A 21,349-nucleotide genomic window follows, 5' to 3' on the forward strand; every position below is an offset into this window, starting at 1 on the left:
GCCATCGGCTCGTAACGTATATTGGGGGACCGCCTTGAGTTCGACGACAGGCGAAGACACGCTGACGCACCGCCAGATCATGACGATCCTCGGCGGGCTGATGATGGCGATGTTCCTGGCCGCGCTCGACCAGACCATCGTGTCCACGGCGATGCGCACCATCGCCGACGACCTGGGCGGATTCTCCATCCAGGCGTGGGCGACGACGGCGTTCCTCATCACGTCGACGATCGCGACCCCGCTGTACGGGAAGCTGTCGGACATCTACGGCCGCAAGCCGTTCATCCTCTTCGCCATCGGGATCTTCATCCTCGGCTCCGTGCTGTGCGGCATCGCCGGGACGATCTACCAGCTGGCCGCCTACCGCGCCGTGCAGGGCATCGGCGCCGGCGGCCTGTTCTCCCTCGCGTTCGCGATCATCGGCGACATCGTCCCGCCCCGGGAGCGCGCCAAGTACCAGGGCTACTTCCTGGCCGTCTTCGGCACGTCCAGCGTCCTCGGCCCGGTCCTCGGCGGCTTCTTCGCCGGCACCGACGAGATCCTCGGCGTCACCGGCTGGCGCTGGATCTTCTACATCAACGTGCCGATCGCCCTCGCCGCGTTCCTCGTCGTCATGCGCGTGCTGCACATCCCGCACCGCCGCCAGGACCACCGCATCGACTGGCCCGGCGCGGTCGCCCTCATCGTCTGCCTCGTGCCGCTGCTCACCGTCGCCGAGCAGGGCCGTGAGTGGGGCTGGGGCTCCGGGCGTTCCGTGCTCTGCTTCGCCATCGGCGCCGTCGGCCTGGCCCTGTTCCTCGTCGCCGAGTGGTCCTACAAGGACGAGGCGCTGCTGCCGCTGCGCCTGTTCCGCGGTCGCACCTTCTCCGTCGCCTCGACCAGCAGCTTCATCCTCGGCATGGCCATGTTCGGCGGCCTGCTCACGCTCCCGCTCTACCTGCAGATCGTGAAGGGCGCCACGCCCACCGAGGCCGGCCTCATGCTCCTGCCGCTCGTCCTGGGCATCATGAGCGGCTCGATCGTCTCCGGCCAGGTCATCGCCCGCACCGGCAAGTACCGCAAGTTTCCGATCATCGGCTCGCTGCTCATGGTCGCCGCGCTCGCCCTGTTCTCCCGCATCGGCGCCGACACCCCGCTGTGGCAGACCATGCTGGTCATGGCCCTGATGGGCCTCGGCCTCGGCGGCAACATGCAGCCCGTGATCACCGCCGCCCAGAACGCGGCGAACCCTCGCGAGATCGGCGTCGCCACCTCCACCGTCACGTTCTTCCGCTCCATGGGCGGCACCCTCGGCGCCGCCGTCTTCCTCTCCGTCCTGTTCAGCCTCCTGCCGGACAAGATCAAGGGCGCCTTCACCGCCGCCCAGACCACCCCCGAGTTCCAGGCCGCCGCCCGCGCCCACCCCGACCAGGTCCAGGCCATCCGCTCCGCCGGCACCTCGGGCAGCGCGAGCGCCTTCAACGACACCTCCTTCGTCAACCGCCTCACCGACGCCCTGTCCCACCCCTTCAAGGTCGGCTTCTCCGACGCCATGAGCGTCGTGTTCCTGGTCGCCGCGGGCATCATGGTCGTCGGCTTCGTCGTCATCCTCTTCCTGCCCGAGATCCCGCTCCGCTCCCAGTCCGCCGCCCAGCAACGCGCCGCCGAAGACGCCGCCTCCGGCGCCACCCCCTCCGGCGCTCCTTCCCCCGTCGCCCCGGGCGCTTCGGGCGCTACTTCTGCCGCCGACCTGGGTGCCCAGCCTGCCGCCGACGCGGCGCCCGCCTCCGTGGCCCCAGGCGCCTCGCCTGCCGCCGCGGACGCTTCGTGGGCCGCTCCCGCCACTTCCACCTCGACCTTGTCCGGCAACGGTCGACCCGCCGTCTCAGACAACGGCAACGGCAACGGCTCGGGTCACATCACCGATCTCAAGAAGCCGGCGACGGGCGCCCACGCCGCGGAGGGCATCGCCGACCCCCACCCGGACCACGCCCCCCACCACGCCGCCGGGGCCCACGAGGCCGACGGCGTGGCGGCCCACGGCGACGTGGAGCCCCGCCACGCCGGCTGACCTGCCCCGCCGTCTGCTCCTGACCCACTTGTTCCTGAGCCATCCGCTGCCCGGACCACTCCCCACACCGTGCAGCCGGGGCCCACGAGGCCGACGGCGAGGCGGCCCACGGCGAGGTGGAGCGGCGAGGTGGAGCCTCGCCACGCCGGCTGACCTGCCTCGCCGTGATCTCCTGACCCACTTGTTCTTGAGTCATCCGCTGCCCGCGCCGCGACCCACCACCGCTGGCGCGGGCCGCCCTGCGCCTGCCAACGGCCCGCCGTTGGCTTGCCGCACAGTGGTAGTGGGCAGCGGTCGTGGCTGTCTGCGTGGTGGTGTCCGCTCGCCCGCCGCTGCCGACGTTTCGTGGGCCGCTCCCGCCGTTTCACCTCGACCTTGTCCGGCAAAGGCCGGCCAGCCGCCTCGGGCGACAGCAATGGCAACGGCTCGGGCCGCATCGCCGATCTCAAGAAGCCGGCGACGGGCGCCCACGCCGCGGAGGGCATCGCCGACCCCCACCCGGACCACGCCCCCCACCACGCCGCCGGGCCCACGAGGCCGACGGTGTGGCGGCCCACGGCGAGGTGGAGCCCCGCCACGCTCGCTGACCCGCCCGCTCCTCACTCACCCACTTGTCCGCGCCACGACCCACCACCGCCGGCCGACAGCCGCCGCCCCTGCGCCTGGCAGCGTCCACGCCTGGGGCGGCCCTTGCCGGGCCTTGCCCAGCCTCGGTGGCGGCCAGGTTGTGGCGGTATGCGTGGCGGTGTCTGCGCGTGTCGTGTTGGCTGCGGTGGGTCCGTGGTTGGTCCGCCCTGCTGCGCCCCGCTGACCGGCCCGCCGCCCGCTGGCCGCGATCGACGGGCGTCAGCCGCGGCTCCTGGGTCTGTCAAGCGCGGCCCCGGTGTAGCTGCTGGCTGACCTCGCCGTGGTGGTGGCGGGGCTGGTCGTGGCTGTCTGCGTGGTGCGTCGGCGTGCGTCGTGTTGGCTGCGGATGGTCCGTGGTAGGTTGCGGCTGATCCGTGCTGGGGAGCCCTGCCACGCCCGCTGACCTTGCTGCCGCTTGCCCCTTGCTCGTCTGCTGCCCCCCACTGCCTCCTACTACCGTCCTGCGGCAGAAGCCCCGGGAAGCGGACGCCTGTGGGGGCGACAGACCGGGCTCGCGTGGCGTTGGTCGGCAGGGGGCAAAGGTGATTTGGTTGGCCGTTCCCACACCACGGCAGCGGACGCCACCCACAGCAGCCGATTACAGGGCGTCGGGCGATGCCATCAGCCCTGGTCGGCCGGCGATGTCAAGGGCAGCCGGGTCTGGGACTGGCGCTGCGAAGCGTTGCCGATCCGCATCACCTGCACGGTCCGCATCGTGACGCCGGTGTCCACGAGGCCGATGGCGACCGCTCCTGACCCAGCAGGCCAGTCGAAGGAAAGCATCACCATTTCCGTGTGGCAGACGAGCCCGCTCCCCATCGGAGGTGGATGGTCGGGGTGGACACGAGAAGCCGCGGCGCGAGCCGTAGCCGTCCGGCGGGCGCCGTCCGGCACCCCGCGACAGACGTTGGTCAATACTCTGATTTGCGGCCTTTGCGCAATGTCGATCCGATCCGGGGGGCCAGGCGGCGGCCGAGGAGCTGTCCACCTAGTATCCTAGGAAGCGAATGCGCAGGGCGACGCGTCACACCCGGCGGGCGCAGCCTCGGCGATTCGGACGAGCCGAAGGACGAGCGCCGAGGCCCACCGCCTTTGGGTATGGGGCGTGCGCATGCTTGCTGGCTAGGGTCAGTGCGGCGGCCGGCCACCGGTTGCGGCGCGCACGCGCGATCCCAGCCACGCGCGCCAGCGCGGGCTGTGCGTCGCGGAGCGGCGCATTGGGGTGCGGGTGAGAATCCCCGCCGGGACCCGCCGCGGCAGCGGTGGGGCGGAAGCACAGCGGTCGGGTGAGAATCCCCGCCGGGACCCGCCGCGCAAGCGGTGGGGCGGAAGCACGGCAGCGGTACACTGACCGACTACAAGGGACCATGGAAGGGCCGGGGCGATGCAGGACGAGACGGATCCGGGGCGCGTCGCGTTTCTCGCGCGGCCGCATCGGCCGGCGCTTGTCACCCGGACCCTTGCCGAGCTGCGGGGGCCGGTCCGCGGCGTTGTCGAGTTGCCGCAGCGGTTGATGTGGAATCCGCGGCGGGACTTCGACCTGGACAAGCCTGACCTGCTGCTGTGGATGTACGAGAACGTGCTGCGGGAGGCGATCCGCGTCGAGGAGCTGCGGCGCTGGGTCAACGGGCGCCGGCTCGTCAGGGTGTGGCCCGAGCTGAACCTGCCGCGCGGGGTCCGGCTGGCGTGGGAGGCCCGCCATCAGCCACTGCGGCTGAGGTGAGCACGACCGACCCGTTCTACACCGAGGTGGCCAGGATCGCGCTCGCGGTGGGGGAGCGGCACGGGTTCGTGCTCGGGGGCGGGTTCGCGTGGCTGATGAGCGGGCTCGTGTCGCGGCCGACCGAGGACGTCGACCTGTTCACCGACACCGACGGCGGGGCCGGGCGGGCCGCGGACGCGGTGTGCCGGGCGTTGCGGGGCGCGGGGTACACCGTACAGGAGGAGGAGGCCGATGACCTCCTCGACCTGTTCGCCGGGTTCGACCAGCGGGAGTTCACCGTCGGTGACGGGGCCAGGACGGTGCGGTTGACGCTGAGCCGGCTCGACCGGAGCGAGAGCCCGGTGATGATGGACGTGGGGCCGGTCATGCACCGTGACGACCTCATCGCCACGAAGGTGGCGGCGCTGGTGAACCGGCGGGAGGTGCGGGACTACATCGACGTGGCCGCGGCGATCCAGCATTACTCCGTGCCGCAGCTGCTCGAGCTGGCCCGGCGGCAGGACCCGGGGCTGGAGGACGAGGACGTGTCCGCCGCGGGCCGCTACCTGGACCGGCTCGACGACGGCCGGTTCGCCTACTACGGGCTGGCCCCGGACCGCGTCGCCGAGCTGCGGCAGCGCCTGAAGAGCTGGCCGAGATGAGCGAAACGGACAAGCGAAACGGATCAGCGAAACGGATCAGCGGAACGTCAGGCGCGGGCCAGCGAGGCCTCGTTGGACAGCACGGTGGCGAAGCCGCGCAGCGTGCGGTCGACCTGCCGGCGGGCGGCCTGGCCCTTGCCGGTGACGTACGCGGAGCCGGTCAGCTCCATCCGCTCGCGGCCGTTGGCGCCCAGGACGCGGGTCAGCAGGACCTTGCCAACGCCGTCGACCTCCATGACGACCGGGTGGGCGCGGTGCTCGCCGAGACCGCACCGGTGACCCCGGGCGCACCATTCGGGGTGGTCGTACGGACGCATGAGGCAACCTCCGGAAGATGAGAACGCGTCAACTTCATCGACGGTACGAGCGGCTACCAGCACGTACTACGGATTGTGACGTGGGCTACCGCAGCGTCACCGGTACGAGGGAACGGCGCCGGTGAGCCGGGTCACCTGACAGGCAGGCGCCGGGAGGCACCCGCTACCGTGTGCCGGTGCCGAACCGCCGGAGGGGTTGTTGACCACCTATCAAGCGCAACGGCGATCCACGGACGTCAACCCACAAGGCCCGCAGCGCCCGCAGCGCCCGCAGGGCAAGCCGGAGGCGCCGGCCGCGGACCGGTTCCGGCCCGACATCGAGGGCCTCCGGGCCGTCGCGGTGCTGCTGGTGGTCGCCAACCACGCCGGTCTCGGGCTCGTGCACGGCGGGTACGTGGGCGTCGACGTCTTCTTCGTCATCTCCGGGTTCCTCATCACGCTGCACCTGTTCCGGGAGCTGCAGCAGACCGGGCGGATCCGGTTCGGCGCGTTCTACGGGCGGCGGATCGTGCGCCTGCTGCCGGCGTCGACCGTCGTCGTCATCGCCACGGTCGCGGCCGCCTGGACGTGGATGTCGCCGGTGCAGGCGAAGGCCGTGGTGTTCGACGCGCTGTCGGCGGCCGCGTACGGGATCAACGTGCGGCTGGCGGTCCTCGGCACCGACTACCTGTCCGCGGAGCTGGAGCCGTCGCCGCTGCAGCACTTCTGGTCCCTCGCGGTCGAGGAGCAGTTCTACTTCATCTGGCCGCTGCTGCTGCTCGCCGCGGCCAGCAGGACCGCGAGCCGCCGGCGGGCGGCGATCGCGCTCACGGGGCTGGGCGTGGTGTCGTTCGCGGTGTGCGTGTGGCAGACCGGGCACTCGCAGCCGTGGGCGTACTTCGGGATCCAGGCCCGCGCGTGGGAGCTGGCGGCCGGCGCGCTCATCGCCCTGGCGGCGGAGCGGCTCAAGGCCGTGCCCGGCGCGGCCGTGGCGACGTGGCTGGGTGTCGGCGCGATCGTCGCGTCCGCGGTCATGTTCGACGAGACGACGCGCTTCCCCGGCATGGCCGCGCTGCTCCCGGTCGGCGGCGCGGTGCTCGTCATCGCCGGCGGCACCGCGCGACCCAGACGCGGCGCGGTCGCGATCCTGGGGACCGCGCCGATGCAGGCGATCGGCAAGCTCTCCTACAGCTGGTACCTGTGGCACTGGCCCGCGCTGATGCTCGCCCCGCACATCGCCGGCCAGGAGCTCGGCACGTGGACGAAGGCGGCGGTCGCGGCCGGCAGCCTGATCCCCGCCTGGCTGTCGCTGCGCCTGGTGGAGAACCGGGTCCGGTTCAACCCCGTGTTCAAGCGTCGCCCCGGGCGGGGGCTCGGCCTCGGTGCCACCCTCACCGCGCTGACCTTCGGCGCGGCGGCGATCTTCCTCGGGCTGCCGAACGAGGTGAAGGGTGAGGGCACCGCCCAGGACACGGCGAAGGCACTGTCGCAGCAGTCCGCGGTCTCGGAGGCGCAGCAGCTGGCCGACGCGCGCAAGAAGCTCCTCGAGCTGATCGCGACCAGCGCGACCGTGACCGCGATGCCGCAGAACCTGACGCCGCCCGTCACCGCCGCCGCCAACGACCGCCCGGAAGGGTCGAAGGGCTGCCTCGCGTCGCTCGACGAGACGACTATCAAGACAGCCCTGAGCCAACAATGCGATAAACACGGCGACCCGCAGGGCACGGCGACGATGGTGTTGTTCGGCGACTCGCACACGGAGCAGTGGTTCGACGCCTTCGACGCGGTGGCGAAGCAGCGGCACTGGCGGCTCGTCGTGCTCACGAAGTCGGGGTGCACGCCCGCTGACGCGTACACGATCAAGATCAACGCTCGGCGGGCGTTCACGGAGTGCGCGACCTGGCGCGAGGAGGCGTTCACGAAGATCAAAGAGCTCAAGCCGGCGTTGGTACTGCTGTCGACCCGCACGTATACGGACCCGCCCGTCGACAAGGCCGGCGCGCCCGCCGGGGACAAGGCGGAGGCCGACGACCTGTGGTCCGCCGCGCTGATCCGCTCCGCGAAACGCATCCAGCAGCTGGGCGCGAAGCCGGTCATCATGCAGGACACCCCGGACCCGCGCGGCACCAGCGTTCCCGACTGCGTCGCCGCCCACCCCGCCGCGGTCCAGCAGTGCGCGCTGAAGGTCACCACCGCGATCTACGCCGGCCGCAGGACCGCCAACGCCGACGCGGCCAAGGCGGCCGGCTTCCCGGTCATCGACCCCACCACCTGGTTCTGCACCGACACGGTCTGCCCGGTCATCGTCGGCAACGCTCTGGTGTACCGCGACGGCAGCCACGTCACGGCCAGCTACGTCAAGCTGCTCACCCCGCTGCTCCAGGCGGAGCTGCCGAAGTAGCATCGGGCCGATGCGCTGAACCCGAGGGGGCGGGAGGCCGGGCGTGGAGCTGGCGGACGCCGACTGGGCATCGCATCGTCCCGCGGTCTTCGGTGCCGCCTACCGCATCCTTGGCTCCGTGACCGAGGCGGAGGACGTGACGCAGGAGGTCTGGCTACGCGCCGCCGCGCCGCCCGCAGGCCGGTCCGGGGCGCCGAGACGATCGCCCTGCTGGCGGTCAGGCAGATCGAGATCAGGCGCCCCGACGCGTTCCAGATCGTCGAGGTGAACGGGTCGCCGGCCCTGGCGACCTTCTGCGGCGGCGAGCTGGTGTGGCTCGACACCGTGGAGATCGCCGACGGACGGATCACGACGTGGCGCAGACTGGCCAATCCCGAGAAGCTCGGTCACATCTGAGCCCGCCGCCTTGTCTGCCTGCCGAACCCTGCGATCCCCGGAGGGCGAGGCGGGGAGAGGACAGCAGATGGCACACGTGGTGGTCGTCGGAGGCGGATTCGCGGGGGTGTGGAGCGCGGCGGGAGCGGCGCTGGCACGCGGAGCGGCGGACCTGCGCATCACGCTCATCGCGCCGGGCGAGCACCTGGTGCTGCGGCCGCGCCTGTACGAGCCGGAACCGGCCCTGGCCAAGGTGGAGCTCGGCAGAATCCTCACGCCGATCGGGGTCGAGCACCTGGGGGCCTCCGTCAGCACGATCGACACCGGCCGCCGCATGGTGGTGGCCGACGGCGCGGAGATCGGCTACGACCGCCTGGTGCTGGCGGCGGGCAGCAGGCTCGTCCGGCCTCGGGACCTGCCCGGCGCTGAACGGCTCTTCGACATCGACACCCTGGACGGGGCCTGCCGGCTCGCCGACCATCTGCGCGACCGGCGGGACCGCACCGCCGTGGTCGTCGGCGCGGGGTTCGTCGGCCTGGAGGCCGCGACAGCACTCGCCGCGCGGGGGCGGGTGCTGCTGGTGGACCGGTCGGCGGTGGTCGGGGACCAGCTCGGCCCCGGCCCGCGTGGGGAGATCGAGTCGGCGCTGGACGAGCTGGGCGTCGAACGCCGCTTCGGGACGACGGTGACGGAGGTCGGCGACGGCGCCAAGGTCGAGGCGGACGCGGTGGTCTGGTGCGCGGGGATCACGGCCAGCGAGCTCACCCGGCAGATCTCCGGCGACTTCGACGATCTCGGCCGGGTGCCGGTGGACCGGCAGCTGCGCGCCCTTCCCGAGGTGTTCGCCGCCGGGGACACGGCCGCGGCGGCGTTCGACGCCGGGCACACGGTCATGCAGGCCTGCCGGCACGCCACCCCGATGGGCAAGGTCGCCGGGCACAACGCCGCGGCCGACCTGCTCGGCGTGCCGCTGCGCGACTTCACCCCCGGCCCGTACGTCACCTGTCTGGACCTGGGCGGCGCCGGTGCGGTCTTCACCCGGGGCTGGGACCGCAGGGCGATGGCCTCGGGCGTCGCCGGCAAGGAGGTCAAGCAGCGGATCAACCAGCACATCCACCCGCCGGTCGACGACGCCGCGAAGATCCTCGCGGCCGCCGACCGCGTCCACCTCGAGCTCCCCTTCTTCCCCCGCGACGAGTAGAAGGCCCGGCAGCACACGGCGGCGTCAGCCGGTGTTCTCGTGCTTTCAGAGGTGCTTGCCTACAGTGAGAAGAGATCTGAGCAGGGACGTGCGGCACGCGGCCCGGCCTGGCGGCCGGTGAGATGAGGACCGATGATCGAGAGCAGCACATGGGCCGCGTTGGCGGCCATGGTGATGATCGTGGCGGCGGTCGCATGGATCGACGCGCGCTGCCTCGCCGACCTCAGCACCACGCCCGACCGTCAGCTACGACACTTCGACCGCTCGACCTGGAAAATGATCATCATTGTGTCGTTCCCCATCGGGCCGGCGCTGTACATGGCCTTCGCCAAGGGCCCCGGCCGCCGCAGCTGACGGACGATCCACACACGCGCTGGCGCGGTGTCAGCCGGCGTTCTCGTGCTTCCAGAGGTCGATGAGGCCGCGGAAGTGGGCGATGAACCGGTCGTGCTCGTGCGGCGGGTACGTGGCGCGCACCGTCGACACGAGCAGGTCGTCGAAGTCGGCGGACGCGACCCACTCGGCGACCAGCGCCGGCACGTGCGGCAGTGCGGTGTCGCAGAACTCGCGGTAGTCGTCGACGGCGAGATAGTCGTCGGCGATGCGGCGGTACGCCGTGAGCTTGTCGCGGTAGCCGAGCGAGGCGTCGTCGGCGACGGCGAAGTAGCGGGCCGTGTCGAGGTCCAGGCCGGGGCGCCGGCCGGTGACGACGCAGAACGCGGACCAGCGCACGAGCGCCGTCATCGCCCACGGGAAGTAGTAGTGCAGGCTGGTGAGGGCCACGTCCGGGCACGCGTTCGCGTAGTCGATCGGGTACACGACGCCGTCGCGGACCAGGGACTCGCACGAGTTGAACTCCCAGCGGAAGAACGCGTTGACGAGCCGGGAGATCGTGACGACCTCGTCGCCGACCGTCGCGTCGAGGAAGTCGTGCTCGACCGCGTACCGCTCGTGCATCGGCAGCTCCGGCCGGAACTTCATCACCATCGTCTCCGGGCCGATCGTCAGGGAGCGGGTGAAGACCTCGTACCCCTCGATGGACTGCTGCAGGTGCATGAGGCGCTCACCGGACTGGTCGTAGGCGGCGTGCAGCGCGGTGGAGTCGGTGACCCGGGACACCCCGACCCAGGCGCCGCCGTCGTAGGGCTTCATGAACAACGGGTAGCCGATGCCGTCGGCGACCGCGTCCAGGTCGAACGGCTGGTTGTAGCGTTCGGCGGTGTACGCCCACTTCGCGTGGTCGACCGGGTTCTTGTAGGGCACGAGGACCGTCTCCGGCACGTGCAGGCCGAGGCGCATCATCGCGCAGTACGCGGCGTGCTTCTCCATCGACTGGAACGTGAACGGGCTGTTGAGCAGGTACACGTCGTCCATCAGCGCGATCTTCTTCAGCCACTCGCGGGGGTGGTAGTACCAGTACGCGAGGCGGTCGATCACGAGGTCGTGGGTGGGCCGGTCGCGCAGGTTGAACGGCTCGATGCTCACCCGCGCGGTCCGCAGCCGGTGGTCGGCGCCGTCACGGCCGCGGATCGGGCCGATCCGGCCGATCAGCGTCTCGAACGCGCGGGGCCAGTCCTGCTCCGTGCCGAGCAGCAGGCCGATGAGATGGTCCATCCGTGAACTCCCGTCCATCCGTGAACTGCCGCAGCAGTGGTGGCAGGTGCGGGCCGAGCGCGTCGCGCCAGGTCGTCATCGAGTGACCGCCGGGCACCTCGATCAGCGGCACGCCCAGCCGCCGCGCCATGGCCCGGTTGTTGTGCAGGTTCTCCTCGTCCCGCCCGCACGTCAGCACCGTCTCGGCCGCGGTCGGCGCGGCGACGTCGACGAAGTCCAGGATCCGCCGGTACCGCGGAAACCCCGACTCCTGAGGGTCCAGCTCGGCGGTGAAGAAGCTCCCCGACTGCAGGAACAGCCCGGCGAAGGTGCCGGGCCGGTGATGCTCCGCGTGCAGCAGCGCGAGGGCGCCGAGGCTGGCGCCGAGCCCGACGCGCGGGCCGGCCGGCAGCCGCGGGAGCACCCGGTCGACGAGGGCGTCGGCGTAGGCGGGGTTCGCGGAGTACCACTCGTTGCGGTCGCCGGGGGACAGCAGCGCGACGTGCGCGCCGCGGGCGACGCTGGACAGGGAGGCGCCGTCCTCGTAGGAGGGTCCGTCGTGCGCGACGAGGACCACGGGCGCGCCGCCGGCCGGCGACACCACCCGGACCTCCAGGGTGCCGCCCAGCACCGGCACGCACAACGCGGTCACTCACGCACCATAGGGCAGGTGCCCGCCCGACGCAGGGCTCACGGGCTTGACGTCCGGCGGGGTGTCGGGCATGACGATCCACAGGATCGGGTACGCGAGGACGGCGGTCCCGCCGGTGAGCAGGACGGCGAGCAGGAACACGGCGCGGGCCATGGTCGGGTCGACGCCGAAGTACTCGGCGAGGCCACCGATGACCCCGGCGAGGGTACGGTCGGCGCGGGAACGGCGGAGGCGCTTGATCTCGGTCATGCCCTCAAGGTTGCCCGCCGGAGCCGCCCGACGACCTCGGGTGAGGCCCTGAACGATCCCTGAGACGCCACCCCGAGCGGGTGACCGCCTCCTCTACCATCGCAGTCGTGGACGTCGATGATCGGGTGCGCCGGGCGTTCGCGGCGGGGGAGCGGCTCAGCCTCGGCGGCGCGGAGGTCGACGCCGCGCTGCTCGTGGAGCTGCTCACGGCGGAGCCGCCGAGCCGGCGCGCGGCGCTGCGCCTGCACGACGCGAAGGTCACCGGCCGGCTGGTGCTGTCGTTCGCCGAGGTGACCTGCCCGCTGCTGGTCCAGGAGAGCGAGTTCGCCGAGGCGCCGGACCTGTACTGGGCGCGGCTGGCGTTCACCGGCTTCCGCGACACCACGATGCCGGGCCTGCAGGCCGCCGGCGTGACGATCGCCGGGCACCTGCGGATGTCGGGCGTCCGCAGCACCGGCATGATCAACCTGAGGGACGCGAAGATCGCCGGTGGTCTGCTGCTGGAGCGGGCGCACCTGCGCGCCCCGGGCGGCACCGTCCTGTCCGCGGAGCGCAGCCAGATCGGCGGGGACCTCGTCGCCGAGGAGGGCTTCCGCGCCGACGGCACGATCCAGCTCTTCCAGGCCACCGTCACCGGCGGCGTGCACCTCGACGGCGCCACGATCGTCGCACCCGCCGCCGTGGCCACGCCGCCGGACGGCCGGGCGGCCGCCTCCCGGTTCGGCGGGCGGAAGGGCCTGGACCTGGACAGCGCCACCGTCACCGGCGGCGTGTTCCTGCGCCGCGCCGACGTCGAGGGCGAGGTGAGCCTGCGGCACTGCACGGTCAGCGGGGTCGCCACCTTCTCCGGCGCCACCCTGCGCAACCCCGGCGGTGTCGCGGTACGCCTGGACCGGGCCGACGTCGGCGGCGGCGTCCACCTGCTCGGCGGCGTCAAGGTCGACGGCGAGACCCGCCTCGTCGGCGCCCGGGTCGGCCGGGGCCTGCGGATGGCCGGCGCGTCCCTGAGCAACCCCGGCGGGCTCGCCCTGCGCGCCGACAACTGCACCGTCGAGGGGCCGGTCGAGGGCCGGGACGGGTTCACCGCGACCGGCGGGGTGTCGCTCGTCGAGGCGCGGGTCGGCGGGGCGGTGTTCCTCGAGGGCGCCCGCCTCGACAACCCGGACGGCACCTCGCTGCGCGCGACCGGGATCGTCACCGGGTCGCTGATGAACTGCTGCACCGGGTTCACCGCGACCGGCCGGGTCTCGATGAGCGCGGCGCGGATCGGCGGCAAACTGTGCCTGCAGGAGGCGCACCTGGCGGCGCTGAAGTGCACCGGCGCGGAGGCCGGCGAGGTCGACCTGCGCTTCGCCGCCCCGCCGACCGGCCCGGTCGACCTGCGCTACGTGCGGGCCTCCCTGATCCGCGACGACCCCGCCACGTGGCCCGCTGACCTGCGGCTGGACGGCCTCACGTACCAGACGCTGGACCCGCTGCTGGAGCCGCGGCGGCGCCTGGACTGGCTCGCCAGGACCGCGGACGGCCTGCCGCCGCAGCCCTACGAGCAGCTCGCGACCGTCTACCGGCAGCTCGGCCACGACGACGACGCCCGCACCGTCCTGCTCGCCAAGCAGCGCCGCCGTCGGGCGACCCGGCCGTGGTGGACGCGGTCCTGGGGCTGGCTGCAGGACGTGACCGTCGGCTACGGGTACCGGCCGCAGCGCGCCGCGGGCTGGCTGCTGGCGCTGCTCGTCGCCGGCACGACCGTGTTCGCCACCTGGCGGCCGGCGCCGGTCGATCCCGGTCAGGCACCGGAGCTCCACCCGCTGGTCTACACCCTGGACCTGCTCCTGCCGATCATCGATTTCGGACAGGAGTCGGCGTTCCGGCCGGCGGGTGCGGGGCAGTGGCTGGCGTTCGGCCTCATCGCCGCCGGCTGGACCCTCGCGACCACGGTCGCCGCCGGGTTCACGAGGGTCCTGAGCCGCAACTGAGGCTGATCCTCCCGCCAGGACGTCAGCGGGCGTCCTGGCGGGGGATGAGGACCTCGCGGACGATGAGTTGGATCGCGGCGACGACCGGGATCGCGATCAGCGCGCCGACCACACCCATGAGGGCCACGCCGAGCAGCACCGACAGGATCGCGGCCAGGTCGCTGACCTTCACCGCCCTTCGCATCACCGTCGGGTAGATCAGGTAGTTCTCCACCTGCTGGTAGATGACGAAGAAGATGACGCAGGCGATGCCCGCCGGGATGCTGGTGGCGAACCCGACGATGCTGACCACGACCGCGCCGAGGGTGGCGCCGATCTGCGGGATGAGGTCGGTGATCGCGACCAGGACCGCCAGGGCGTAGGAGTACTTGATGTCGAGGATCAGCAGGAACACGAACGACGAGATGCCGGCGATGACCGCGATCGCGAGCGCGCCGCCGAGGTAGGCGCCGACCTTCATGAGGATCTCGTCGCCGAGCAGCGCGACCCGCTCGCGGCGGGAGGCGGGGACGAGCTTGTAGCCGCCCTCCTTCAGCCGGTCGAACGCGGCCATGAAGTACAGCGTCAGCACGACCACGGTCACGATGTTGAACAGGGCGCCGAAGACGACCTGCGCGCCGCCCCAGACCCCGCCGAGCGCCTTGGTGACGTTGCCGGCGGTCGCCACCGCCTTCAGCTGGTCGAGCAGCTTGTAGTCCTCGTTGAGTTTGTTGAGCTGGTCCTGGTGGCGCAGGTTGTCGATGTAGGTCGGCAGGTTCTCGACCAGCGCCCCGGTCTGCGTCACCAGCGGCGGGATCAGCGCGAGCAGGCCGCCGCACAGCAGCAGCATCGCGCCGATGCCGACGGTCGCGACGGCGAGGACCCGGGGCATGCCCCAGCGGGTGAGGCGGACGACGGCGGGGTTGAGCCCGATCGCCAGGAACATCGCGATGAAGATGAGCACCAGGATCGACCGGACCTGGTCGACCGCCTGGTACAGGCTGTACGCCAGGAGCAGGCCGAGGCCGCCGAACAGGCCGATGAGCAGCGGCGAGCGCCGCATCGGCGGGCCGGGCGTGCCGAACCGTGGCGGCGGCACGACGATGATGACGTCCTCGTCCGCGACCGGCGGGTCCCCAGGGGTCTCCTCTTCAGGTAGTTCTTCGAGGTCCTGATCGACCGACATCCCGGGCTCCCGCTGCAGACGATGAAAGAAACGACCTTGGGGCAGGGTACCGGGTGACGTCCAGCAAAGGTCGGTAGCGTAATGGGATGGCTGATCTCGTGTACCCCCCGGTCATCGCGCTGGCGAAGACGATGTTCCGGCTGCTCAACATGCGTATCACCGTCGAGGGGGCCGAGCACGTGCCGACCACGGGTGGTGCGGTCATCGCCTGCAACCACGTCTCCTACCTCGACTTCATCTTCTGCGGCCTGGGCGCCAACGCGTCGAAGCGGCTCGTGCGGTTCATGGCCAAGGAGTCGATCTTCCGTCACAAGATCGGCGGCCCGCTGATGCGCGGGATGCGGCACATCCCCGTCGACCGGGAGGCGGGCATGGCGTCCTACAAGGCGGCGCTGGAGAACCTGAAGGCCGGCGAGGTCGTCGGCGTGTTCCCGGAGGCGACGATCAGCCAGTCGTTCACGGTCAAGGACCTCAAGAACGGCGCCGCCCGGCTCGCCGCGGCCACCGGCACGCCGCTGGTGCCGATGGTGCTGTGGGGCACGCAACGGTTCTGGACCAAGGGTCACCCGAAGAACCTGAAGCAGCGCGGCGTGCCGATCACGATCATTGCGGGTGAGCCGCTGCACCCGACGCGCAAGGACAACGCCGACGCCGTCACCGCGGAGCTGCGGACCCGGATGACGGCGATGCTCGACCGAGCGCAGCGGGAGTACCGGGACCGTCCCGAGGGCGTGTTCTGGCAGCCCGCGCACCTCGGCGGCACGGCACCGACGCCTGAGTCGTTGCTGGCCGCCGACTAGTCGAGCGTGTTTCACTCTGTACCGAATCCACCCCTGACACCAACGGAGGTTCCGTGACGACCGAGCCCACCGCCACCCTGGCCCTGCTCAACGAGCTGGAGCCGGTGGTCGAGGCCAACCTCAACCGTCACCTGGCCACGGCGAAGGAATGGTTCCCGCACGAGTACGTGCCGTGGAGCCAGGGCCGCGACTTCGACGGCGTGCTCGGTGGTGAGGCGTGGGAGCCCGGCCAGTCGAAGCTGTCCGACGTTGCGCGCACCTCGCTCATCGTGAACCTGCTCACCGAGGACAACCTGCCCAGCTACCACCACGAGATCGCCCTGGTCTTCGGCCGTGACGGCGCGTGGGGCACGTGGGTGCACCGCTGGACGGCGGAGGAGGGCCGGCACGGGATCGCGATCCGCGACTACCTCCTCGCCACGCGCGCCGTCGACCCGGTCGCCCTGGAACGGGCCCGGATGACGCACATGGCGGGTGGGTTCAGCAACGCGTACGAGGGGCTCATCGAGTCGGTGGCGTACGTGTCGTTCCAGGAGCTGGCGACCCGCGTGTCGCACCGCAACACCGGCACCGCCAGCGGCGACCCGATCTGTGAGCAGCTCCTGGCGAAGGTCGCCAACGACGAGAACCTCCACATGATCTTCTACCGCAACCTGCTCAACGCCGCGTTCGACGTCGCGCCCAACGCGGCGATGCGGGCAACGACGAAGGTCGCGAAGTCGTTCCAGATGCCGGGCCACACCATCGAGAACTTCGGCCGCAAGTCGGTGCAGATCGCCATGGCCGGCATCTACGACCTGCGCCTGCACCACGACGACGTCCTCGCCCCGGTGCTGCGGCAGGTCAAGGCGTTCGAGCGGACCGGGCTGACCGGCGACGGCGAGGCCGCGCGCGAGGAACTGTCGGCGTACCTGGCCGACCTCGACACGCAGGCGAGCCGCTTCGTGGAGCGGCGGGAGGCCACTCGGGCGCGGCAGACCGCCCGGGCCGCCGTCTGAATGCGGTTACTCTTCGGGTACGCTCCAGCGACCGTTCCGTGCCCGTCACTGCCCGTCTGACCGTTTTTTACGCGGAATTCGGGTTGTTGACGGGTGCGGAAGTAACTCCCCGTACCGGAAGGCAGCATCGTCATGGCCAGACGCGTGATCCATGAGCTGATCGACGACCTCGACGGCGAGCTCGCCGACGAGAGTGTCAGCTTCGGCCTCGACGGCGTGCAGTACACGATCGACCTTTCCGCGAAGCACGCCGCTGAGCTGCGCGAGGCCCTCGCGTCGTTCATCGGCGCCGCGACCAAGGTCGGCCGTCTCACCCCGGCTCCCACCGCCCCGGCTCGTCCGGGCGGCCGGGTCCGGCCGGTCCTGTCCGCCCGCGCCGAGCGGGAGCAGAACCGGGCCATCCGCGAATGGGCCCTGTCCAAGGGCATCGAGGTGTCCGACCGCGGCCGGATCCGTTCGGATCTCGTCGAGCGGTTCCACGCCGAGGCAGGACATTGAAGGTTCGTGTCACCACGCACTGAGGGCATCCGCGGCACCGCGGGTGCCCTCAGTGTTTGAACCGCCGTGACGCGCCCACGAGCAGCATGCCGGCGATGACGAGGGCCGCGCCCGCGCCGGCGGTCCGCCCGACCGGGTCGCCCGTGACGGCGAGGACGCTGCCGCCGGCGTCGCCGAACGCGGTCGCCTCGTACTCCACGGCGACGGTCACCGCCATCGTCAGGAACCGCGGCTCCCCGCCCGTGTCGACGCCGGCCGCGACGAGCGTGTGCGGCCCGCCCTTGACGACCTCCGGCACCGACACCTCGGCGCTGAACGTCCCGGCGCCGTCGGTCATCGTCGTGGCGAGCACGATCGGCGTCGAGTAGACCGCCACCTTTACCGTCGAGTGCGGCGCGAAGCCTGACCCGGTCACCGTGAACAGCTCACCCGGCGCGACCTCGTCGCCGCTGGAGCCGCCGAAGTGCCCGATCCCGGCCGGCAGGTCCGCCGGCACCGTCACCTCGTGCGGCACCGCAACCTTCGCCGGCTCGCTCCACGCGGAGTTGCGTCCGTGCCGGCCGATCGCCATGACCATCACCGAGTAGGTGTCGCCCCACTTGAGCCCGCTGATCGTGCACGAGTTGCCGGTCACGGTCTCGCACACGCCGTGGTCGCCGCCGGGCGCGGTCGCCAGGGCCTGGAACCGCGCCACCCCCGTCCCGGGCGCGCCGGCGATCCACGACACGGTGATCGCCTCGATCTTCGCCTCCGCGGTCACCGCCGTCGGCTCGCCGGGCGCGACGCTGGGCGTGCCGGTCGCGGTCACCCACCCCGACTCGCCCGAGACCGCGCCGTCGCTGCGGACGCTCACGGTGTACGAGGTGCCGTTCGCCAGCCCCTCGATGGTGCAGGTCGGGTGGGTGGTGACGCAGTCGCGGCCGGGCTCCTCCTCGACGTGGACGGTGTACCCGCCGACGGCGTGGTCCGGGTCCCACGGCGCCCGCCACTCGACGAGCAGCTTCTGGTCGCCGGGGGTGACGACGAGGTTGACCGGCTCGGGGACGTCCGTGGACTGCGCGGCCGGGCCGCCGGCGACGACCGGTGCCGACGCCGCGCTCGGTGCCGAGTCGCCGCCGGCGCCCTGCGCCACGACCCGGAACGTGTACGCGGTCCCCGGCTCCAGCCCGGTCACCAGGCACCAGGTGGTGGCGCCGTCCCCGGTCGCGCAGGTCTTCGACGCGTCCTGCACGGCGGTCACGACGTACCGGTCGACGCCCGCGGCCGGTGCCGCCGGCCTGGTCCACCCGACGCGCATCGACGTCGCCGACGTGGCGGTGGCGTGCACGCCGGTCGGTGCCGCGGGCGGCCCGGCGACGACGACGCCCGACGTGGCGGGCGCGGAAGGATCGGACGCGCCGGCGCCGCCGTATGCGACGACCTTCACGGTGTACGACCCGCCGGCCGCGACCCCGACGTCGATCTCACAGGTGCCGGCGCCGGCGGTGGCGCCGAGGCAGCTGCCGGCGACGGATCCCTGCTGGTCGTACGCGGTCGCGACGTAGTGGTCGACGCCGGTCCCGTCGTGGGTCCACGTCACCCTGAGCCCGCCGGGCACCGCCACCGCGACGACGCCGGTGGGCGCCTGGATCGCGGCCATCACCCCGGCGGTGTTCACGTCCACGCCGGCGTCGCCGGCCGGTTCGGTGTCTGTGGCGTCGCTGTCGGAGGGGTCGCCGCTCGCCGGATCGGTTGCGGCGGGTCCGGTACCGGTGGGTTCATCGGCCGACGGGTCAGCTGAGCTTCCGGCGCTCGCCGAGTCGCCCGCGCCGGTGTCGCCTGAGGGGTCGCCTGGGGCGGGGCCGGGCTCGGCGCCCGGTCCGGCGGCGGTCGCGTCGTCGACGACCGCGTCGGCCGGGTTGCCGTCGGCGTCCAGCGGCACGTGCCCCGAAGCCGCTCCACCCGTGGGGCTCTTGCTGTTGCCCGGGCTCTTGCTACCGGCCGGCCTCTTGCTCCCCGCAGGGCCCTTGCCGCCGGCGGGGTCGGCGCCGCTCGGCGCTGCGGTCGACGGCCGGGTGCGCGGCTGCGTCTTCGGCGCCTTGCTGGAGGCGGCCGGCGCGGGCGCCGGCACGGTCACCGCCGCACCCGACGGCCCAGGGGAGGCGGTGCCGCCGCCCATCAGCCCGGCGAACGCCGGCCCTCCCGTGACCATCAGCCCGGCGAGCCCGGCGGTCACCAGCGCGAGGCCGGTGCGCGCCCGGCGGCGACCCGCGGCACTCGACGTCAACCCGGACTGCGCACGCATCCCGTCCCCCGTCACGACGACCGTCACGCCCCTCAAGACGCGAACACGTTTCGCAATCTAACGACTACGTAGCGTGTGCATCATGAAAACCGGAGATCCCGGGTCAGCTGACGGTGTAGGTGAGGGTGACCGTCGTGCCCTTGCAACCGGGGGCGGCGGCGACGGTCACGCCGGACACGGTGGTGGTGCCGCTCGCCGGCACGGCCCGGCCGACCGTGCGCGGGCTGCCGTTGATCTGGTAGTCCGCCGCCGAGCATCCGTTCTTCTTGCCCAGCAGCGACGTCTGGTCGACGTCGGCCGAGTCGTCGATGACGATGGCGCCCGTGTAGGTGGTCGTCGCGCGCCCCCGGCCAGTCGTCGTCGACGATCGAGTGCACGTCCGTGTCCCGCCGTTGGCGTCGTCGCGGTTCACCCAGTTCGGGATCGGCGGGCCCCACGACCCGCCCGGGCCCGACGGCGCAGCTCCCGGGGTTCGCGGAACCCCGGGAGCTGCGTGTTCACGCCGACGGCCCGGCCCGCCGGGTGGAGCGGGTGGTCGACGGGCTGGTCACGGGTGGGTGATCGCGGTGAGCACGTCGAGGCGGGCGGCCCGGCGGGCGGGGAGCAGGCCGGCGACCAGGCCGGCGGCGAGGGTGACGGCGACGACGAGGGCGAGCTGCGCGACCGGCAGGACGACCGCCGCCTCCGCGGCCGCGCCGAGCTGCCGCACCGTGCCGGCCCCGAGGGCGACGCCCAGGCCGACCCCGACCACGGTGGCGAGGGCGGCGAGGAGCGCCGCCTCGCCCCGGACCATCGTGCGCAGCTGCGTCCTGGTCATGCCGACCGCCCGCAGCAGGCCGATCTCGCGGGTCCGCTCCGACACCGACAGGGCCAGGGTGTTGGTGATGCCGAGCAGCGCGATGACGACGGTGAGCAGCAGCAGGGCGGTCACCAGGCCGAGGACCTGGTCGATGGTGGCGGTGCGGCCGGCGACGGCGGCCGCCTGGTCACGGACCTCCGCGGTGGGCATGTCGGCGAGGGCCGCGGCGAGGGCGCGCCGCCCCGTGGAGAGGCTCACGCCGCCGGCCAGCTTGACGAAGACGCTGGCGTCGACGTCCTCGGCGTAGTGCTTCGCGTACGTGTCCAGCGAGATGATGTAGTCGGTCTGCAGGGCCTGCGCGTCACGGTCGCGCAGGAGCCCGACGACCGGCACGTCCTGGGTGCCGGTGCGGGAGAAGGTCATCGGCAGCCTGTCGCCGACGGCCAGCCCGCGTTCGGCGGCGACGTGCCCGGCGAGGATGACGCCGCCGGTGTCGAGCGCGTCGAGGCTGCCCGCGATCAGCTTCAGCGCGGTGACCCGGGGCAGCGTGGCCGGCTCCACGGCGGTGAGCGCCGACACGGTCTCGCCGTCCTTCCAGTGCCCGTAGCGCAGCCGCGACGCCACCGCGACCTCCGGCAGCCCGGCCACATGATGGTGGACCGTCGCCGGCAGACCGCCGAGCATCTCGTTACGGGCGCTCTCCACCACGAAGTCCGCGCTGACCGTCTCCGTGTAGGTCTGCTGCACCGACCGCTTCACCGAGGTCGCCAGCACGGCGGTGAAGCTGACCAGCGCCAGGCCGAGCGCGAGCGCCAGCGCGGTGGCGGCGGTCCGGCGGGGGGTCCGCGCCGCCGACTCGCGGGCCAGGCGGCCCGGCGTGCCGAAGCCGTGCAGCGGCCGGCCGAGCAGCCGTGCCGCGGCCGGCGCGAGGGCGTCCGCCGGCTGGTCGAGCCGTCCACCGTCGAACCGGGCGGCATGGCGCTGTTCGGGTTCATCGGCCTGGCCGGCAACCTCGTCGGCG

General features: G+C 72.3%; 21 protein-coding genes. 12 read left to right on the plus strand and 9 right to left on the minus strand.

Annotated features, from left to right (window positions below):
• The first annotated feature begins 34 nt into the window (after window positions 1-34).
• Entirely contained in the window at window positions 35-2,050 is a 2,016-nt protein-coding gene (locus AB0I21_RS44880) for an MDR family MFS transporter (RefSeq protein ID WP_360570160.1), read from the plus strand.
• 1,248 nt (window positions 2,051-3,298) lie between these two features.
• On the opposite strand, the gene AB0I21_RS44885 is transcribed toward AB0I21_RS44880, so the two are convergent.
• Window positions 3,299-3,460, minus strand: a complete 162-nt coding sequence (locus tag AB0I21_RS44885) for a hypothetical protein (RefSeq protein WP_360570162.1) — start codon at window positions 3,458-3,460, stop codon at window positions 3,299-3,301.
• Window positions 3,461-4,061: 601 nt separating this feature from the next.
• On the opposite strand from AB0I21_RS44885, the gene AB0I21_RS44890 reads away from it, so the two are divergent.
• Both AB0I21_RS44890 and AB0I21_RS44895 read left to right on the plus strand, forming a co-directional pair.
• The gene (locus AB0I21_RS44890; protein ID WP_360570164.1) at window positions 4,062-4,400 is read left to right on the plus strand and encodes a hypothetical protein; all 339 of its coding nucleotides are present in this window, start codon (window positions 4,062-4,064) and stop codon (window positions 4,398-4,400) included.
• Complete coding sequence (locus tag AB0I21_RS44895; RefSeq protein ID WP_354897416.1) at window positions 4,397-5,041, plus strand: nucleotidyl transferase AbiEii/AbiGii toxin family protein; 645 nt, start codon at window positions 4,397-4,399, stop codon at window positions 5,039-5,041. Before AB0I21_RS44890 ends, AB0I21_RS44895 begins: the two co-directional genes overlap by 4 nt.
• 47 nt (window positions 5,042-5,088) lie before the next feature.
• Here the strand turns inward: AB0I21_RS44895 and AB0I21_RS44900 are convergent, their stop codons facing one another.
• A complete protein-coding gene (locus AB0I21_RS44900; protein WP_360570166.1) occupies window positions 5,089-5,358 on the minus strand; it encodes a hypothetical protein in 270 nt (89 codons plus the stop codon).
• Between the two features lie 199 nt (window positions 5,359-5,557).
• Between AB0I21_RS44900 and AB0I21_RS44905 the strand changes: the two genes are divergently transcribed.
• The 5 genes from AB0I21_RS44905 (at window position 5,558) to AB0I21_RS44925 (ending at window position 9,668) form a co-directional block, all read left to right on the plus strand.
• A complete protein-coding gene (locus AB0I21_RS44905) occupies window positions 5,558-7,738 on the plus strand; it encodes an acyltransferase family protein (RefSeq protein ID WP_360570168.1) in 2,181 nt (726 codons plus the stop codon).
• 43 nt (window positions 7,739-7,781) lie between these two features.
• Entirely contained in the window at window positions 7,782-8,006 is a 225-nt protein-coding gene (locus tag AB0I21_RS44910) for a sigma factor (protein ID WP_360570170.1), read from the plus strand.
• Window positions 8,003-8,134, plus strand: coding sequence for a hypothetical protein (locus AB0I21_RS44915; protein ID WP_360570172.1), 132 nt, complete (start codon window positions 8,003-8,005; stop codon window positions 8,132-8,134). Before AB0I21_RS44910 ends, AB0I21_RS44915 begins: the two co-directional genes overlap by 4 nt.
• 67 nt (window positions 8,135-8,201) lie before the next feature.
• A complete protein-coding gene (locus AB0I21_RS44920) occupies window positions 8,202-9,314 on the plus strand; it encodes an FAD-dependent oxidoreductase (RefSeq protein ID WP_360570174.1) in 1,113 nt (370 codons plus the stop codon).
• 132 nt (window positions 9,315-9,446) lie between these two features.
• On the plus strand, window positions 9,447-9,668 hold the full coding sequence (locus AB0I21_RS44925) for a hypothetical protein (protein ID WP_360570176.1): 222 nt from the start codon (window positions 9,447-9,449) through the stop codon (window positions 9,666-9,668).
• Window positions 9,669-9,698: 30 nt separating this feature from the next.
• On the opposite strand, the gene AB0I21_RS44930 is transcribed toward AB0I21_RS44925, so the two are convergent.
• Genes AB0I21_RS44930 through AB0I21_RS44940 form a run of 3 tightly spaced genes read right to left on the minus strand, consistent with a single transcriptional unit; the run spans window position 9,699 to window position 11,808 of the window.
• Window positions 9,699-10,928 carry a hypothetical protein gene (locus tag AB0I21_RS44930; RefSeq protein ID WP_360570178.1) on the minus strand — a complete coding sequence of 410 codons (1,230 nt, stop codon included), beginning with the start codon at window positions 10,926-10,928 and terminating at the stop codon, window positions 9,699-9,701.
• Window positions 10,831-11,559 (minus strand): enterochelin esterase, encoded by a 729-nt coding sequence (locus AB0I21_RS44935; protein ID WP_360570180.1) that lies wholly within the window; start codon window positions 11,557-11,559, stop codon window positions 10,831-10,833. The genes AB0I21_RS44930 and AB0I21_RS44935 overlap by 98 nt, the downstream gene beginning before the upstream one ends.
• Window positions 11,560-11,808, minus strand: coding sequence for a PspC domain-containing protein (locus AB0I21_RS44940; RefSeq protein ID WP_344505038.1), 249 nt, complete (start codon window positions 11,806-11,808; stop codon window positions 11,560-11,562).
• Between the two features lie 107 nt (window positions 11,809-11,915).
• Between AB0I21_RS44940 and AB0I21_RS44945 the strand changes: the two genes are divergently transcribed.
• Window positions 11,916-13,784 (plus strand): hypothetical protein, encoded by a 1,869-nt coding sequence (locus AB0I21_RS44945; protein WP_360570182.1) that lies wholly within the window; start codon window positions 11,916-11,918, stop codon window positions 13,782-13,784.
• A gap of 22 nt (window positions 13,785-13,806) precedes the next feature.
• Here AB0I21_RS44945 and AB0I21_RS44950 read toward each other — a convergent pair whose 3' ends face one another.
• Window positions 13,807-14,949 carry an AI-2E family transporter gene (locus AB0I21_RS44950; protein ID WP_360570184.1) on the minus strand — a complete coding sequence of 381 codons (1,143 nt, stop codon included), beginning with the start codon at window positions 14,947-14,949 and terminating at the stop codon, window positions 13,807-13,809.
• Window positions 14,950-15,035: 86 nt separating this feature from the next.
• On the opposite strand from AB0I21_RS44950, the gene AB0I21_RS44955 reads away from it, so the two are divergent.
• The 3 genes from AB0I21_RS44955 (at window position 15,036) to AB0I21_RS44965 (ending at window position 17,245) form a co-directional block, all read left to right on the plus strand.
• Window positions 15,036-15,749: a lysophospholipid acyltransferase family protein gene (locus AB0I21_RS44955; protein WP_344505035.1), complete on the plus strand. Its 714-nt coding sequence runs from the start codon at window positions 15,036-15,038 to the stop codon at window positions 15,747-15,749.
• 53 nt (window positions 15,750-15,802) lie between these two features.
• Window positions 15,803-16,747: an acyl-ACP desaturase gene (locus AB0I21_RS44960; RefSeq protein ID WP_360570186.1), complete on the plus strand. Its 945-nt coding sequence runs from the start codon at window positions 15,803-15,805 to the stop codon at window positions 16,745-16,747.
• Window positions 16,748-16,879: 132 nt separating this feature from the next.
• A complete protein-coding gene (locus tag AB0I21_RS44965) occupies window positions 16,880-17,245 on the plus strand; it encodes an Lsr2 family protein (protein WP_360570188.1) in 366 nt (121 codons plus the stop codon).
• Between the two features lie 49 nt (window positions 17,246-17,294).
• On the opposite strand, the gene AB0I21_RS44970 is transcribed toward AB0I21_RS44965, so the two are convergent.
• The 3 genes from AB0I21_RS44970 to AB0I21_RS44980 all read right to left on the minus strand — a co-directional run.
• Window positions 17,295-19,556: a fibronectin type III domain-containing protein gene (locus tag AB0I21_RS44970; RefSeq protein WP_360570190.1), complete on the minus strand. Its 2,262-nt coding sequence runs from the start codon at window positions 19,554-19,556 to the stop codon at window positions 17,295-17,297.
• Window positions 19,557-19,632: 76 nt separating this feature from the next.
• On the minus strand, window positions 19,633-19,941 hold the full coding sequence (locus AB0I21_RS44975; RefSeq protein ID WP_360570192.1) for a hypothetical protein: 309 nt from the start codon (window positions 19,939-19,941) through the stop codon (window positions 19,633-19,635).
• Window positions 19,942-20,076: 135 nt separating this feature from the next.
• Window positions 20,077-21,349, minus strand: a 1,273-nt coding sequence (locus tag AB0I21_RS44980) for an ABC transporter permease (RefSeq protein WP_360570194.1), incomplete at its 5' end; no start/stop codon positions are given.

Origin of the sequence: Dactylosporangium sp. NPDC050588, assembly GCF_040654975.1 — a bacterium.
Classification (GTDB): Bacteria; Actinomycetota; Actinomycetes; order Mycobacteriales; family Micromonosporaceae; genus Dactylosporangium; species Dactylosporangium maewongense.

Bases quoted from the DNA above. Each gene is read 5' to 3' on its own strand.
- AB0I21_RS44885 (WP_360570162.1), bottom strand. From the start codon at position 3,460: ATGCTTTCCTTCGACTGGCCTGCTGGGTCAGGAGCGGTCGCCATCGGC.
- AB0I21_RS44890 (WP_360570164.1), top strand. From the start codon at position 4,062: ATGCAGGACGAGACGGATCCGGGGCGCGTCGCGTTTCTCGCGCGGCCG.
- AB0I21_RS44900 (WP_360570166.1), bottom strand. From the start codon at position 5,358: ATGCGTCCGTACGACCACCCCGAATGGTGCGCCCGGGGTCACCGGTGC.
- AB0I21_RS44920 (WP_360570174.1), top strand. From the start codon at position 8,202: ATGGCACACGTGGTGGTCGTCGGAGGCGGATTCGCGGGGGTGTGGAGC.
- AB0I21_RS44925 (WP_360570176.1), top strand. From the start codon at position 9,447: ATGATCGAGAGCAGCACATGGGCCGCGTTGGCGGCCATGGTGATGATC.
- AB0I21_RS44930 (WP_360570178.1), bottom strand. From the start codon at position 10,928: ATGGACCATCTCATCGGCCTGCTGCTCGGCACGGAGCAGGACTGGCCC.
- AB0I21_RS44940 (WP_344505038.1), bottom strand. From the start codon at position 11,808: ATGACCGAGATCAAGCGCCTCCGCCGTTCCCGCGCCGACCGTACCCTC.
- AB0I21_RS44950 (WP_360570184.1), bottom strand. From the start codon at position 14,949: ATGTCGGTCGATCAGGACCTCGAAGAACTACCTGAAGAGGAGACCCCT.
- AB0I21_RS44955 (WP_344505035.1), top strand. From the start codon at position 15,036: ATGGCTGATCTCGTGTACCCCCCGGTCATCGCGCTGGCGAAGACGATG.
- AB0I21_RS44965 (WP_360570188.1), top strand. From the start codon at position 16,880: ATGGCCAGACGCGTGATCCATGAGCTGATCGACGACCTCGACGGCGAG.